Annotated in this window: 19 protein-coding genes; 4 read left to right on the top strand and 15 right to left on the bottom strand. The window is 65.4% G+C overall.

Features of this window, described 5'->3' with window-relative positions:
• Position 1: 1 nt before the first annotated feature.
• The 3 genes from rimI to HZZ13_RS26475 form a co-directional block, all read right to left on the bottom strand.
• The gene (gene rimI / locus HZZ13_RS26485) at positions 2-487 is read right to left on the bottom strand and encodes a ribosomal protein S18-alanine N-acetyltransferase (protein ID WP_197962434.1); all 486 of its coding nucleotides are present in this window, start codon (positions 485-487) and stop codon (positions 2-4) included.
• Positions 484-1,179, bottom strand: coding sequence for a tRNA (adenosine(37)-N6)-threonylcarbamoyltransferase complex dimerization subunit type 1 TsaB (gene tsaB, locus HZZ13_RS26480; RefSeq protein ID WP_197962433.1), 696 nt, complete (start codon positions 1,177-1,179; stop codon positions 484-486). Before tsaB ends, rimI begins: the two co-directional genes overlap by 4 nt.
• A 163-nt stretch (positions 1,180-1,342) precedes the next feature.
• Entirely contained in the window at positions 1,343-1,984 is a 642-nt protein-coding gene (locus HZZ13_RS26475) for a carbonic anhydrase (RefSeq protein ID WP_197962432.1), read from the bottom strand.
• 104 nt (positions 1,985-2,088) lie between these two features.
• Here HZZ13_RS26475 and HZZ13_RS26470 point away from each other — a divergent pair, with 104 nt between their 5' ends.
• On the top strand, positions 2,089-2,970 hold the full coding sequence (locus HZZ13_RS26470; RefSeq protein ID WP_197962431.1) for an HpcH/HpaI aldolase/citrate lyase family protein: 882 nt from the start codon (positions 2,089-2,091) through the stop codon (positions 2,968-2,970).
• A gap of 4 nt (positions 2,971-2,974) precedes the next feature.
• Here the strand turns inward: HZZ13_RS26470 and HZZ13_RS26465 are convergent, their stop codons facing one another.
• The 5 genes from HZZ13_RS26465 to HZZ13_RS26445 all read right to left on the bottom strand — a co-directional run bounded on the left by HZZ13_RS26465 (position 2,975) and on the right by HZZ13_RS26445 (position 6,972).
• The gene (locus HZZ13_RS26465) at positions 2,975-3,823 is read right to left on the bottom strand and encodes a Crp/Fnr family transcriptional regulator (RefSeq protein WP_376707081.1); all 849 of its coding nucleotides are present in this window, start codon (positions 3,821-3,823) and stop codon (positions 2,975-2,977) included.
• A 296-nt stretch (positions 3,824-4,119) separates the two neighbouring features.
• Complete coding sequence (locus HZZ13_RS26460; RefSeq protein ID WP_197962430.1) at positions 4,120-4,539, bottom strand: hypothetical protein; 420 nt, start codon at positions 4,537-4,539, stop codon at positions 4,120-4,122.
• 304 nt (positions 4,540-4,843) lie between these two features.
• Positions 4,844-5,629, bottom strand: coding sequence for a glycosyltransferase family 32 protein (locus HZZ13_RS26455; RefSeq protein WP_197962573.1), 786 nt, complete (start codon positions 5,627-5,629; stop codon positions 4,844-4,846).
• Positions 5,630-5,711: 82 nt separating this feature from the next.
• Entirely contained in the window at positions 5,712-6,317 is a 606-nt protein-coding gene (leuD, locus tag HZZ13_RS26450) for a 3-isopropylmalate dehydratase small subunit (protein WP_027573022.1), read from the bottom strand.
• Between the two features lie 256 nt (positions 6,318-6,573).
• Complete coding sequence (locus HZZ13_RS26445; protein WP_197962429.1) at positions 6,574-6,972, bottom strand: metallopeptidase family protein; 399 nt, start codon at positions 6,970-6,972, stop codon at positions 6,574-6,576.
• A 155-nt stretch (positions 6,973-7,127) separates the two neighbouring features.
• Between HZZ13_RS26445 and HZZ13_RS26440 the strand changes: the two genes are divergently transcribed.
• Positions 7,128-7,409, top strand: a complete 282-nt coding sequence (locus HZZ13_RS26440) for a hypothetical protein (protein WP_197962572.1) — start codon at positions 7,128-7,130, stop codon at positions 7,407-7,409.
• A 43-nt stretch (positions 7,410-7,452) separates the two neighbouring features.
• Positions 7,453-7,713 carry a hypothetical protein gene (locus HZZ13_RS26435; protein ID WP_197962571.1) on the top strand — a complete coding sequence of 87 codons (261 nt, stop codon included), beginning with the start codon at positions 7,453-7,455 and terminating at the stop codon, positions 7,711-7,713.
• Positions 7,714-7,722: 9 nt separating this feature from the next.
• On the opposite strand, the gene HZZ13_RS26430 is transcribed toward HZZ13_RS26435, so the two are convergent.
• Positions 7,723-8,022, bottom strand: coding sequence for a DUF1330 domain-containing protein (locus HZZ13_RS26430; RefSeq protein ID WP_197962428.1), 300 nt, complete (start codon positions 8,020-8,022; stop codon positions 7,723-7,725).
• A gap of 167 nt (positions 8,023-8,189) precedes the next feature.
• Between HZZ13_RS26430 and HZZ13_RS26425 the strand changes: the two genes are divergently transcribed.
• Positions 8,190-8,675, top strand: a complete 486-nt coding sequence (locus HZZ13_RS26425; RefSeq protein ID WP_197962427.1) for a hypothetical protein — start codon at positions 8,190-8,192, stop codon at positions 8,673-8,675.
• A gap of 116 nt (positions 8,676-8,791) precedes the next feature.
• On the opposite strand, the gene HZZ13_RS26420 is transcribed toward HZZ13_RS26425, so the two are convergent.
• From HZZ13_RS26420 to rpsP, 6 genes are all read right to left on the bottom strand, one after another.
• The gene (locus HZZ13_RS26420) at positions 8,792-9,001 is read right to left on the bottom strand and encodes a hypothetical protein (RefSeq protein WP_197962426.1); all 210 of its coding nucleotides are present in this window, start codon (positions 8,999-9,001) and stop codon (positions 8,792-8,794) included.
• Positions 9,002-9,091: 90 nt separating this feature from the next.
• The gene (gene leuC / locus HZZ13_RS26415; RefSeq protein ID WP_197962425.1) at positions 9,092-10,498 is read right to left on the bottom strand and encodes a 3-isopropylmalate dehydratase large subunit; all 1,407 of its coding nucleotides are present in this window, start codon (positions 10,496-10,498) and stop codon (positions 9,092-9,094) included.
• Positions 10,499-10,823: 325 nt separating this feature from the next.
• Complete coding sequence (gene rplS, locus HZZ13_RS26410; RefSeq protein WP_130221017.1) at positions 10,824-11,204, bottom strand: 50S ribosomal protein L19; 381 nt, start codon at positions 11,202-11,204, stop codon at positions 10,824-10,826.
• A gap of 111 nt (positions 11,205-11,315) precedes the next feature.
• Positions 11,316-12,059, bottom strand: coding sequence for a tRNA (guanosine(37)-N1)-methyltransferase TrmD (gene trmD / locus HZZ13_RS26405; protein ID WP_197962424.1), 744 nt, complete (start codon positions 12,057-12,059; stop codon positions 11,316-11,318).
• 33 nt (positions 12,060-12,092) lie between these two features.
• Positions 12,093-12,641 carry a ribosome maturation factor RimM gene (gene rimM / locus HZZ13_RS26400; RefSeq protein ID WP_197962423.1) on the bottom strand — a complete coding sequence of 183 codons (549 nt, stop codon included), beginning with the start codon at positions 12,639-12,641 and terminating at the stop codon, positions 12,093-12,095.
• 9 nt (positions 12,642-12,650) lie between these two features.
• Positions 12,651-12,983, bottom strand: a complete 333-nt coding sequence (gene rpsP / locus HZZ13_RS26395) for a 30S ribosomal protein S16 (protein ID WP_197962422.1) — start codon at positions 12,981-12,983, stop codon at positions 12,651-12,653.
• Between the last annotated feature and the right edge of the window lie 40 nt (positions 12,984-13,023).

Genomic DNA, 13,023 nt, shown 5'->3' with positions numbered 1-13,023 from the left:
GTTACGCCAAGTCACGTCGCATCAGAAGGGCGTTCAATTGTTCCCCGTTGGGCTGTTTATAGTAGCGATCGCGGCGCCCGACCACCACGAATCCGGCTCGATCGTAAAGCCGCCGCGCCGGCTGGTTGTTCTCCTCCACCTCCAGAAATATCGTGCGCACGCCGCGCCCGGCGAGGTGGCCGAGATGGGTCATCAGCAGCGTGCGGGAGAGGCCGCGGCCGCGATAAGCCCCGTCCACCGCAATCGAGAGAATTTCCGCTTCGTCCGCGCCGATTCGCGACACCGCAAAGCCGATCGTCTTGCGGCCGAGCCGCAGGCGATGCACCAGCGTGTTGCGCTCGCTCATCATGCGCTCGAACTCGCCTTCGCCCCAGCCGTGCGCGAAGGCGGCGCCGTGCAGCTGCGCGAGGCGCGCGGCATCGCGCATGGTCGCGGGCTCGACGGCGGCGGTGCCGCCGCGCCACCACTGCGACAGCCATCCCATCATGAGGTCGCGGCTTGTACTGCGAGCGGCGTCTGGGCCGCCGGCTTGGCGTCGGGCGCTTTCAGATAGAACGGCCGCGCCGGATTGGTATCGGGATTGGCCGCCGCGCCGAGCCAGGCAACCCAGCTGATGTCGGGCGCGGGCTGCGCGTCGACCGCGACAGGTTGCGGTCCGTCCTTCGGCCAGCGATCGGCGAGGATCCCGGCGGCATTGCCGACCAGATGCGGCGCGCCGAATTGCGCGGCCGCGATCGCCGCGTCGATGGAGGCAACACAGGGGCGCACCAGCTGGCTGCCGTCGCCGGCGACGATCTGGAAATAGACGTGATCGTGCCGCGCATCGATCGCGGAGATCACCGGCGCCGTTCCGCTCTGGCCGACGACACCGGCGGCATAGGCCGACAGCGTCGTCAGCCCGACCGCCGGCCGTTTCGCCGCAAGCGCAAGACCCCGCGCCGCCGAGATGCCGACGCGCAGGCCGGTGAAGCTGCCGGGCCCGACGGTGACCGCGATGCGGTCGAGCGAGGTGAAGGCAAGGCCGGCCGATTGCATCACGCGCGCGATCATCGGCATCAGCGCCTCGGCATGGCCGCGCTTCATCAGCTGCGATTCCCGCGCGAGCAGCTCGCCGGCATCGGTGTCGAGAACGGCGGCCGCGCAGGCTTCGAGCGCAGTATCGATGGCAAGAATCAGCATGATGAAGCAAAGGGCGAGTGGCGAATGGACGGCACTCTAGCGAACCAGGCGCCTGTCCGCCATTCGTCACGCACGATTTGCAGTCCCCCGATATGCCCTATTTCGTCAGGTGAGCAAGCGCGCGCGCCTTGCGGACAAGCCGCGCTGCCGACCGGCGCGCGGGCTATGCCTCGCGTGCGTTCCTGAATTCCTTGGTCGCCTTGTCCAGCACGAACAGCGACCCCTCCGCGACGCCGAAATAGGCGCCGTGGGTCTGCATCTGCCCGCTCTCCACCGCCTTGCGCACGAATGGGAAGGTCATCAGGTTTTCCAGGCTGCGGAACACGGCGGCCTTCTCGATGCGCTCGACGAATTGCGCCATGGTCTCGTGCTCGCGCTGCTCGACCACCTCGCCCGGCTTGATGAACATCTGCATCCATTTGCCGATGAAGTCGCCGGGCGTCAGCGGCTCGATCTTGTCGATGAAGGCGCGGATGCCGCCGCATTGGGCGTGGCCGAGCACCACGATGTGCTTCACCTTCAGCACCGTCACCGCAAACTCCAGCGCTGCCGAGACGCCGTGCGCGCCTTCGTCAGGCTGATAAGTCGGCACCAGATTGGCGATGTTGCGGACGACGAAGAGCTCGCCCGGCCCCGCGTCGAAGATCACCTCGGGGGAAACCCTGGAGTCGCAGCAGCCGATCACCATGGTCTCGGGTGACTGCCCCTTGACCGAGAGTTCGCGGTAGCGGTTTTGCTCGGTCGGCAGCCGCTGAGTGGCGAAGGCCTTGTAGCCGTCCAGCAATTGCTTCGGGAATGTCACCATGGCCCATGCCTAACCACATACCGCCAAAGCCGACAAGCCTTTCGAATGGGCAGGCCAAGTGCTATCGGCTGGGGTCGGACGACAGACCAGGAAGGAACGCCAGCATGACCCGCCCGCGCCGCAGCCATCTGTTCATGCCCGGATCCAACCCGCGCGCGCTGGAAAAGGCGCGCAATCTCCCCGCCGACGGCCTGATCCTCGACCTCGAGGATTCCGTCGCCCCGGAGGCCAAGGCGGCGGCGCGCGACGGCATTGCGGCGGCGATCGCCGCCAAGGGTTTTGGCCGGCGCGAGGTCCTGATCCGGACCAACGGGCTCGACACGCCCTGGTGGCCGGATGACGCCGCCATGGCCGCCAAGGCGTCGCCGGACGGCATCCTGGTTCCAAAAGTTTCGAGCGTCGAAGATCTCGACGCCATCGGCCGCAAGCTGGCCGAGCTCGGCGCCGCGCCGACCGTGAAGGTCTGGGCCATGATCGAGACCGCGCGCGCCGTGCTGCACGCCGAGGAACTGGCCGCGGCGGGGCGCGATCCATCGAGCCGCCTCTCGGGCTTCGTGTTCGGCCCGAACGACATCTCGCGCGAGACGCGGATCAGGATGCTGCCGGGCCGCGCCGCGATGATCCCGATGATCACCCATTGCATCCTGGCGAGCCGCGCCCACGGTCTCGAGATCCTCGACGGTCCTTACAGCGACATCGCCAATTCCGACGGTTTCGCCACCGAATGCGCGCAGGGCCGCGACCTCGGCTTCGACGGCAAGACGCTGATCCACCCCTCCCAGATCGACGCCTGCAACGCCATCTTCACCCCGCCGGAAGAGGAGGTCGCCCGCGCGCGAAAGATCATCGCGGCGTTCGAACTGCCGGAGAACGCCGCCCGCGGCGCGATCCGCCTGGACGGTGCGATGGTGGAGCGCCTGCACGCCGACATGGCCCGCCGCACCATCGCGATCGCGGACGCGATCGCGGCGATGGCGAAGGGCTGAGGCGTCAGCTCGAAAAAGCGATATCCGCTTTTCCGCGACAAACGGCAATCTTCCGTTCGCCAGGAGCCGGGGACGCTGTGGCCAATTCCTCGCAATACATGCGATCGATCGTGCGCTGCATGAGCGCATAACAATCGCATGCGACCTTCTCGAGCCGCGCCCGATCGATCTCTAGAAACCCGCGCCGGTCGGCCGGGACCGCGCCGACCTCGCGTAGCTTGCTCATCGTCAGAGTTACTGTCGTCCGTCGCACCCCAAGCAGTTGCGCAAGCGCCTCCTGCGTCACCGGAAGCCGGTCATCGGGCACGCGGTCGTGAAGCTGCAGGAGCCATCGCGCCATGCGGCCATCCACCCGGTGCAGCGCGTTGCAAGCGGCTACGTGCTGGAGCTGCAATAACACCGCGCGGGCGTGGACCTGCACGACGTTCCTGATGGCTGCGCTTTGCGCATGGGCAGCGCGAAATTTGGCGGCGGAAATCACCGATGCAGTTCCGGCTATGCGGGCAATCGCGGTCACGGATGAAGGCGACGGGCCGAGCACGGAGAACGAGGCCAAAGCGCCTTCCCGTCCCATCAAGGTGGTCGCGACCGTTTGCCCGTCCGGCATATCGAGCATGAAGGCGATTGCGCCGCTATGGGGAAAATAGACCGGGTCGAGCTCATCGCCCGATCGCACCAGGACGGCATCGGGTTCGAACGAGACCTTTTGGAAGTGGGGCGTGAGCAAGGCGAGATCCGCCGGCGGCAACGCTGCCAGTAGCCGATTCCCGATACCCGCGCGGTGAACGGTCCCGATGCTTACTTGTGAACGAACACCCAATGAACGACGGTATCGAGCTATTTCATTTGCCATGATTATCCGAAATACGAATGTCCGAAGGACGACCATCCAAACAGAGCCACTCGTCGAGATCAAGCGCGGACAATTGCGGAGACCTGTCGTCGCGCAAACAGGTCTTGCATACATCATACTATTCGAGATCTTTGCCGCTCGCGAGGTGCCCGCGAAGTGATCGTAGCGGCAACGCGTGCGTCTGCCCTTGGCCCGGCGCTGACCTCTGAGGACATCTGCTATACGCCGCTATCAGCGGTACAGCGGACCATGCCCAGATCCAAGGCAGCGCCGCGGGCGAAATCTTCCGCGCCGCCTCACCGCGGCGGGTGTTCGGCCCGCTCGAGCGTCTCCAGCGTCGAGGCGTTGGCGCAATAGCCGTGATAGTTCTCCGCGGCGGTGCCGTCAGCGAGATCGCGGTCGCACTGTCCCTTGTGATTGCAGAGCGAGCAGACGCGCTCGAGATCGCGCAGCAGGAGCGGCTGCGCGCGGCCGAGCGCATCGGCGCTGATGCCGAGCTGCTCAAGCATCTTCGGCAGCTCGTCGGCGGCGTGGCGGCCATGACGGACCAGCTCCTCCAGATCGTCGGGCGCGATCCTGAGATCATTGGCGATCCGGTCGAAATCGGCGCGGTCGAGCTGCCGCATCTCGTTGATCTCGCGGCGGTGCTTCAGCCAGCTCGCGAAGGACTCGATGAGATCCTGGACAATGGGATAGGGCCTGGTTGCGGTGCTCATGGAAAGCTCCATTCGGACGTCGAACTTGGAACGAGATAAGCACAATGATGCAGGGGCGCGTTGCGCTGGATCAAACAGGGAATACGGCAAGGACGTGGCTCTCCTGTCCCGGACGCGCTGCAGCGTGTCCGGGACGGGCACGATGTGATCGCAGGGAGGGCGCAAGTCCTTCCACGTCGTCATGGCCGGGCTTGACCCGGCCATCCACGCCTTGCTGCGCAGTGCAAAGAACGTGGATGCCCGGGACAAGCCCGGGCATGACGACCTCTTACGCTGCGATGTGATCGTTCAAGGTAAAGGAGAGCTACCCAAACCGCTCCGCCGCCCACGCATACAGGCTGCCGGGAATCGGCTTCTCGCCGCCGCGGCCCTTCGGCGAGATGTGCAGGCCGATGATGGCAGGGTCGGTGACGAGGCCGAGATAGCTCGAGGGATCGAAGAACAGTTTCGGCTCGGCATGCACGGCGTAGAACGACTGCTTCGGCAGCGCGCATCTCGATTCACCGGTACGCCGCGCGAGCGCGGTGAGTGCCGCGGGCCCGTAGATCGCGACGCGAATATCCGAGAGCCTGTTCGAGCCGCCGCGCAGGCGCCGCATCATGAAAGTAATGCGATGACGCACGGACAGCCAGTTCGGCGTCAGCTCCTCCTGCTCCATCAGCTCCTCGAACGCGGCGACGATGCCGTGCGCGGGCGGCAGATAGAGCACGGAATTGCCGAGCTGGCGCGGCCGCTCCCAGGCGAAGTACGGCTTTGCCGGATCGATCTCGACGGGTTTCAAGAGCAGTACGTCGGCATCGAGCCAGAGGCCGAGGCCCTTCGCCATCAGCTTCATGCGGAAGAAATCGCTGAACTGCAGGATGGTCCAGTCGCGCCAGCTGCCGTCCGGCTGCGGCGGCCGCAGGCGTTCGGAGAACGCGTGCGGCAGGATCGCCTCGGCCTCGGCATTCGCGACGCCCGCGGGCAGGGCGGGAATGGGATCGAAGCTGTAAACCGTGACCTTGTGACCGGCAGCCAGCTGCGAGCGCAGACAGGTCTGGCGCAGCGCATCCATCGGGCCATGCCAGAAGGTGACGATCTCGGGCAGCATGCGGGACGTCATAAGGCGATAATCAGGACAAAGAAAAAAGCCCCGGCGCGCATCGCACCGGGGCTCCAACGAAAATCCGCGATCAGGCCCAGGCGCGTTCGCGCTTGAGCTTGTCCTCGTAGGAGTCGATCGAGGCCTTCTTCTCCATGGTGAGGCCGATGTCGTCGAGGCCGTTGATCAGGCAGTGCTTGCGGAACGGGTCGATCTCGAACTTGACCTTGCCGCCGTCGGGCCCACGGATCTCCTGGTTCGGCAGGTCGATCGTCAGCGTCGCATTGGCGCCGCGCTCGGCGTCGTCGAACAGCTTGTCGAGGTCTTCCTGCGACACGCGGATCGGCAGAATGCCGTTCTTGAAGCAATTGTTGTAGAAGATGTCGCCGAACGAGGTCGAGATCACGCAGCGAATGCCAAAGTCGAGCAGCGCCCAGGGCGCGTGCTCGCGGCTCGAGCCGCAGCCGAAATTGTCGCCGGCCACAAGCACCTTCGCATTGCGATAGGCGGGCTGGTTGAGCACGAAGTCCGGATTCTCGCTGCCGTCGTCCTTGTAGCGCTGCTCGGAGAAGAGCCCCTTGCCAAGGCCGGTGCGCTTGATGGTCTTGAGGTACTGCTTCGGAATGATCATGTCGGTGTCGACATTGATGATCTTCAGCGGCGCCGCGACGCCTTCCAGCGTGGTGAACTTGTCCATGGTTGCGCTTTCTGGTTCAGGGAAGGCGTATTTATCGCGATCGAGCCGGAAATCCTAGGCCGAAATGGGCAGATCTCGTCTGCCTTAGAGGGTGAGGCCGAACTGGCCCGGCATCGGGATTTCACCTCTCCCTTGGGAGAGGTCGGCGCGTAGCGCCGGGTGAGGGGTTACGGTGTCACTTGGGGCAGCACCCCCTCACCCGATTTGCTGGCGCAAATCGACCTCTCCCCGCTGGGGAGAGGTGAACCGAGACCGCTTACTCCGCCTTGGCCTCGATCGCGGCCATATCGTCGTCCGAAAGGCCAAAATGGTGGCCGATCTCGTGGATCAGGACGTGGCGGACGATGTGGCCGAGGCTTTCGTCGTGCTCGGCCCAATAGTCCAGGATCGGGCGGCGGTAGAGCCAGACCATGTTGGGCAGCCGCGCCACGTCGCCAAAGCTCTGCTGGGGCAGGCCGATGCCCTGGAACAGGCCGAGCAGGTCGAACTCGCTCTCGCATTCCATCTCGTCCAGGACCTCCTCGGTCGGGAAGTCGTCGACACGGACGATCACGCCCTGGCAGAGACTGCGAAACTCCGCCGGCAGGCGCTCGAACACGTCGTGGGCCATCGCTTCCATCTCGGCGAGCGAAGGGGCTTTCAAGTCCGTCCACATGAGACCCTCATACCGCGGGTTCCGCGGCGATGCATCCCGCATTATAAGCGCGGCGAGGTTGACGGGCGCCGCCAAAACGGGGAGCGTGGGACCTCAACGGGACGTTTCAGGTGGGCGGAAAAATGCGAGCGAAAACAGCGCTGACTCTACTGTGCATGGGGTTGTTTTCGCAGTTTTGGGTTGGCGCCGAGGCGCAGGCCGCCAGTTCCGGAATCCAAATGGCCCAGTTGGTCTCGCCGGACGATATTCCCCCGCCGCGCAAACGGCCCCCGGCGCGCCTGCGCGTCACGCCCTATTACAGCCCGGACGGCGTCTATCCCCGCTACAATCCCGGCCCGGACGCTGTCCGCGTCTGCAACGCCACCTATGTGCAGGAGTACCGGCCGAGCGGCACGGTGATCGTGCCGCGCGTGAGCTGCTACTGGCGCCGGGGCTGACGCCGTCGATGCCCGCGCCAGCGAGCTCCGCGGTAGGGTCGTGATGGCGAGATGGATCGCATTGGCCGTTGCCGCCGCGCTTGTCGCCGGGCTGCCTTGCGCGTCCGCCGCGCCAAGGGCGACGATCCCGGAGGCGTCGGCGGGGATCGCGGTGTTCGATGTGCGACGACACGCGCGGATCTATGACATCGCGCGGCCTGCCGTACGCCGTGATCCGCGCTACTACGCGCGGCCCGTCCAATACCGTCCCTATCCCTACCGCGTGCCCGCACCCTTCGTCTTCAGCTACGGGCCCTTCTGGTAAGGCGCCGCCTTAGACCGCCGGCGTAAATCCCTTCACCAGCAGCACCGTCGCCTGCGCACCCGCCTTGCGATCGCGCGAGATCTCTTCGTAATCGGGCGAGGTCGAGAAGGCGAGGAATGCGGCCTCGTCGGGGAACGACATCATGACAAGCTTGTCATGCGGCCAGGCGCCTTCGAGCACGCGCGGCTGTTCGTCGGCGGCGAGCAGACGTCCATTGTACTTCCTGAACACGTCGAAGAACCGCGCCTGATAGCGGTCATAGGCGGCGCGGTCCGTCATCTTCAATTGCGCAATGGCGTAGACAGTCATCTGCAAAATTCCTTTCGTCGCGGCACGGCGTCGTATCGCCGCGTCTCGTTCATTCATGGCGCATTCACATCGCTGTCCGCAATTTAATCGTGGGAGCGACTGCAATTGAACGGCAATGGCGCGGCCGAGACGTCGCAGCTCTGCTGTCCGGATTCAGGGAGGATTTCATGCTGAGGATGTTGGGTCGTCGGGCGAGCCCGATGCGCCTGCTTGGGCTTGCGGCCGCCGCGGCGCTGATGCTGTCGGCCGGCAGCGCGCGTCGCGCTGAAGCGCTGAGCTTGATCAACCCGGCGACGTCGCCGGTGACGAAGGCCGCAACCGACGATCTCGTCACGCAGGTTCGCCATGGCGGGCACGGCGGACATGGTGGCGGGCATTTTCACGGCGGAGGTTTCCGCGGTGGCGGCGGACATATCGGCGGCTTTCGCGGCGGCGGCATGCGCTACGGCGGCTTCCGTCACTACGGCGGCCATCACCACCACTGGGGCTATCGCCCCCATTACGGCTATCGCCACTTCCACCGGCGCTATTATGTCGGCGGCTATTATCCCTACTACCACTATCCGCGCCGCTGCCGGATCATCTGGACCTATTACGGCCCGCGCCGCGTCTGCCGCTGGCCGCGCTGGCACTATCCGTATCGGTATTGGTGATGTGAACTATTCGAACAGCGTCATGGCCGGGCTTGTCCCGGCCATCCACGTTTCTCGGTGACGTGATGAAAGGTCGTGGATGCCCGGGACAAGCCCGGGCATGACGGAGAATGCGGCTACGGCCAATCCTTCAGCTTCCAAGACGAAGCCTTCCACCGCATCAGCGTCTCGACCTTCCACTGCCGAAACATCGCCGGCGGCCAGCGGCTGAGCTTGGAGGTCTCCTCGACCTCCGGCTTGGCGACGATGCGCAATGGCGCCGCGCGCCGCCGGTGCTGGCGCGTGGCCTCGCTGATCAGATCGACATATTCCGGCTTGTTGGCCATGACGTGTCCTCGCGAAACCGTCGCGAGGACACTGTCGGCGCCGCCGATTAACGACGCTTTGCCGCGATCGCTACAATTGCAGGAAGTAGCTTAGCGCCAGTCCCTGACGTCGACGAAGTGACCCGCGATCGCCGCCGCAGCCGCCATCGCCGGCGACACCAGATGGGTGCGGCCCTTGAAGCCCTGGCGGCCCTCGAAATTGCGGTTCGAGGTCGAGGCGCAGCGCTCTTCCGGCTTCAGCTTGTCCGGGTTCATGGCAAGGCACATCGAGCAGCCCGGCTCGCGCCATTCGAAGCCGGCCTTGATGAAGATCTTGTCGAGGCCCTCGGCTTCGGCCTGCTCCTTCACGATGCCGGAGCCCGGCACGACCATGGCGTTGACGTTGGCGGAGACAGTCTTGCCTTCGGCAATCTTCGCCGCGGCGCGCAAATCCTCGATGCGGCCGTTGGTGCAGGAGCCGATGAAGACGCGGTCGAGCTTGATGTCGGTGATCTTCGTCCCGGCGGTCAGGCCCATATATTTCAGCGCGCGGTGCTTGGAGATGCGTTTGGCCTCGTCCTCGATCTTGTCGGGGTCGGGCACGATGCCGGTCACCGAGATCACGTCTTCAGGGCTGGTGCCCCAGGTCACGATCGGCGGCAGCTTTGCAGCATCGAGGCGCAGCTCGTGGTCGAAATGCGCGCCCTCGTCGGAACGCAAGCCCTCCCAATAGCGCATCGCCGCATCCCAGGCCGCGCCTTTCGGGGCCTTCGGACGATCGCGCAGGAAGTCGAACGCCTTCTGGTCCGGCGCAACCAGGCCGGCGCGGGCGCCGCCTTCGATCGACATGTTGCAGACCGTCATGCGGCCTTCCATCGAGAGCGCGCGGATCGCCTCGCCGGCATATTCCAGCACGTAGCCGGTGCCGCCGGCGGTGCCGATCTCGCCGATGATGGCGAGGATGATGTCCTTGCCGGTCACGCCGTCGGGCAATTTGCCGTCGACGGTGACGCGCATGTTCTTGGCCTTCTTCTGGATCAGCGTCTGCGTCGCCAGCACGTGCTCGACCTCGCTGGTGCCGATGCCGTGGGCGAGCGCGCCGAACGCGCCATGCGTCGAGGTGTGGCTGTCACCGCAGACGATGGTGGTGCCGGGCAGCGTAAAGCCCTGCTCGGGGCCGATGACGTGGACGATGCCCTGGCGCTTGTCGAACTCGTTGTAATATTCGATGCCGAATTCCCGGGCGTTCTCGGCCAGCGCCTTGATCTGCTCGATGCTTTCAGGGTCGGGATTCGGTTTGGTGCGGTCGGTGGTCGGCACGTTGTGGTCGACGACGGCGAGCGTCTTCTCGGGCGCGTGGACCTTGCGCCCCGTGGCGCGCAGGCCTTCGAACGCCTGCGGCGAGGTCACCTCGTGCACCAGATGGCGGTCGATGTAGATCAGGCAGGTGCCGTCCTCGGCTTCGTGCACCAGGTGGTCGTTCCAGATCTTGTCGTACAGGGTGGTCGGCTTGGACATGAGCTTGAGCTCCGAAGAATGTGTGTCAGCGATGAGCGCGGCAGAGCGCGCGGGCAACAAAATCGTCAGCGCAGCCTTCAGGCTGCGCGGCTAAGCTCTGACGTTGCCGAGGTCGCGAAGCGTCCGAAGAACCGGCCAGGCAGCCGCGAGCGATCGTCGATGACGATGCGCTGGATGGGGGCGAAGCTGGTCAGATCTGGAAACATTCTAGGAATATATAGCAGGCCGAATTGGAAGCGCGAGAGCTTTGACGCGCGCACCTGACGCAACAAAAAAGCGCGGAGCCGAGCCCCGCGCTTTGGAAAGACTCGCCTGGCGGCGAAGCTTACTCGCCGACGGCAGCCTGACGGTCCTGCTTCTCGACGATGCGGGCCGACTTGCCGCGCAGGTTGCGGAGATAATAGAGCTTGGCGCGACGCACCTTGCCGCGGCGCACCACCTTGATCGAGTCGATCATCGGGGAGAGCAGCGGGAACACGCGCTCGACGCCCTCGCCATAGGAGATCTTGCGCACGGTGAAGCTCTCGTTGAGGCCACCGCCGGAACGGCCAATGCAGACGCCCTCATAGGCCTGCACGCGGGTGCGGTCGCCTTCGACCACCTTCACGTTGACGATCACGGTGTCGCCGGGGGCGAATTCCGGGATGTCCTTGCCGGCGGACAGCTTGTCGAATTGCTCCTGCTCGAGCTGCTTGATCAGGTTCATGGGTAAATCTCCATCGGCGCGCCCAGCCTTTAAGAAACGGGGGCTGCGTGAAATTCGTCTATCCAGCCATTGCGGATTTGGCCGCTCCTATAAGGCAAGCCGGAGCGTTTGTCACCCGTCTGTCTTGTTTTTTGGCGTTTTTTGGCCGCTCCCCCGATTCGCGGCCTTTTCCCACAAATCCGGGCGCCGGGCGGCCGTCAGGGCCTCGGATTCGGCCCGGCGCCAGGCCGCCACCTTGGCGTGGTCGCCGGAGGTGAGGATGGCCGGGATCGGAACCCCCTCGAACAGCTGCGGGCGGGTGTATTGGGGGTATTCGAGCAAGCCATCCGAAAAGCTCTCCTCGGTTCCGGAGGCCTCCTTGCCCATCACCCCCGGCAGCAGCCGGACGCAGGCGTCGATCAGGGCCATGGCGGCGATTTCGCCGCCGGAGAGCACGTAATCGCCGATCGAGACCTCCTCCAGGCCCCTCGCGTCGATCACCCGCTGATCGACCCCCTCGAACCGCCCGCAGACGATCAGGGGGCCGGGGCCCCGGGCGAGCTCGACCACCCGGGCCTGGGTCAATGGCCGACCCCGGGGGCTCATGAGCAGGCGTGGCCGCTCCGGACCGATCCCGGCGGCATCGATCGCCGCGGCCAGAACATCCGCCCGCAGCACCATTCCCGGCCCGCCGCCGGCCGGCGTGTCGTCGACGCTGCGATGGCGGTCGGTCGCGGAGGCCCGGATGTCGCGCGCCTCGATCTGCCAGAGCCCCGAGGCGAGCGCCCGGCCGGCGAGGCTCACGCCCAGCGGCCCCGGAAACATCTCCGGAAACAGCGTCAGCACCGTCGCGCGCCAGGGTGAGGGGTTTGTCATCGCAGTCAGCTTAGCCAAAACCACGATCTGTGGTTACGAATCCTCGCGATCGTGGGAACGGCTCGCGGATTGAGCGTCCTCGCCCTCGATCTCCTGCGGCAGCGCGATCACCACGCGGCCGCCGCCAATGTCGACCTCCGGCACCACCGCGTTGGAGAACGGCAGCAGCATCGTCGGGCCCTTGGGCGGTGCGATCTCGATGATGTCGCCGGCGCCGAAATTATGGATCGCAACGACCCGGCCGAGAGCATCGCCGCCCGTTGTGACGGCGGCGAGCCCGATCAAATCGGTGTGGTAATATTCGTCCTCGTCCGTCGCGGGCAGTTTGTCGCGCGGGACGTAGAGTTCGATGCCGTTGAGGCGCTCGGCCTCATCGCGGGTCGCGACACCCTTGAACGTCGCGACCAGATGATCCCTGGCCTCGCGCACCTCTGCGATCTCGAACTGGCGCCGGCCGTCCTTGGTCGACAGCGGTCCGTAGCGGCGGACGGCGAAGGGATCTTCGGTGAAGGTCCACAGCTTGACCGCACCGCGCACCCCATGCGCGGCGCCGATCCGCGCGACGCAGACCAGCGCCGACATGATCCAGCCTTACGCCTTGGCGGCGGCTTCGGCCTGCGCCTTGCGCTCCTTGCGCGGCACGGCCTTCTGCGGGTTGTTGCGGGCTTCGCGCTTCTTGACGCCGGCGGCATCGAGGAAACGCGCGACGCGATCGGACGGTTGCGCGCCCTTGGCGAGCCAGGCCTTCACCTTGTCCATGTCGAGCTTGAGGCGGGTCTCGTTGTCCTTCGGCAGCAGCGGATTGAAATAGCCGAGACGCTCGATGAAGCGGCCATCGCGCGGAAAGCGCGAATCCGCGACGACGACGTGATAGACGGGACGCTTCTTGGTGCCTGCACGGGCGAGGCGGATAACGACGGACATTCAGTTCTCCTTCAAAGTACGTTTTGTTCGGTTGATTGGC

It is taken from the genome of Bradyrhizobium agreste (assembly GCF_016031625.1).
GTDB classification, from domain to species: domain Bacteria; phylum Pseudomonadota; class Alphaproteobacteria; order Rhizobiales; family Xanthobacteraceae; genus Bradyrhizobium; species Bradyrhizobium agreste.
This window is presented reverse-complemented; position numbering and strand designations above follow the sequence as displayed.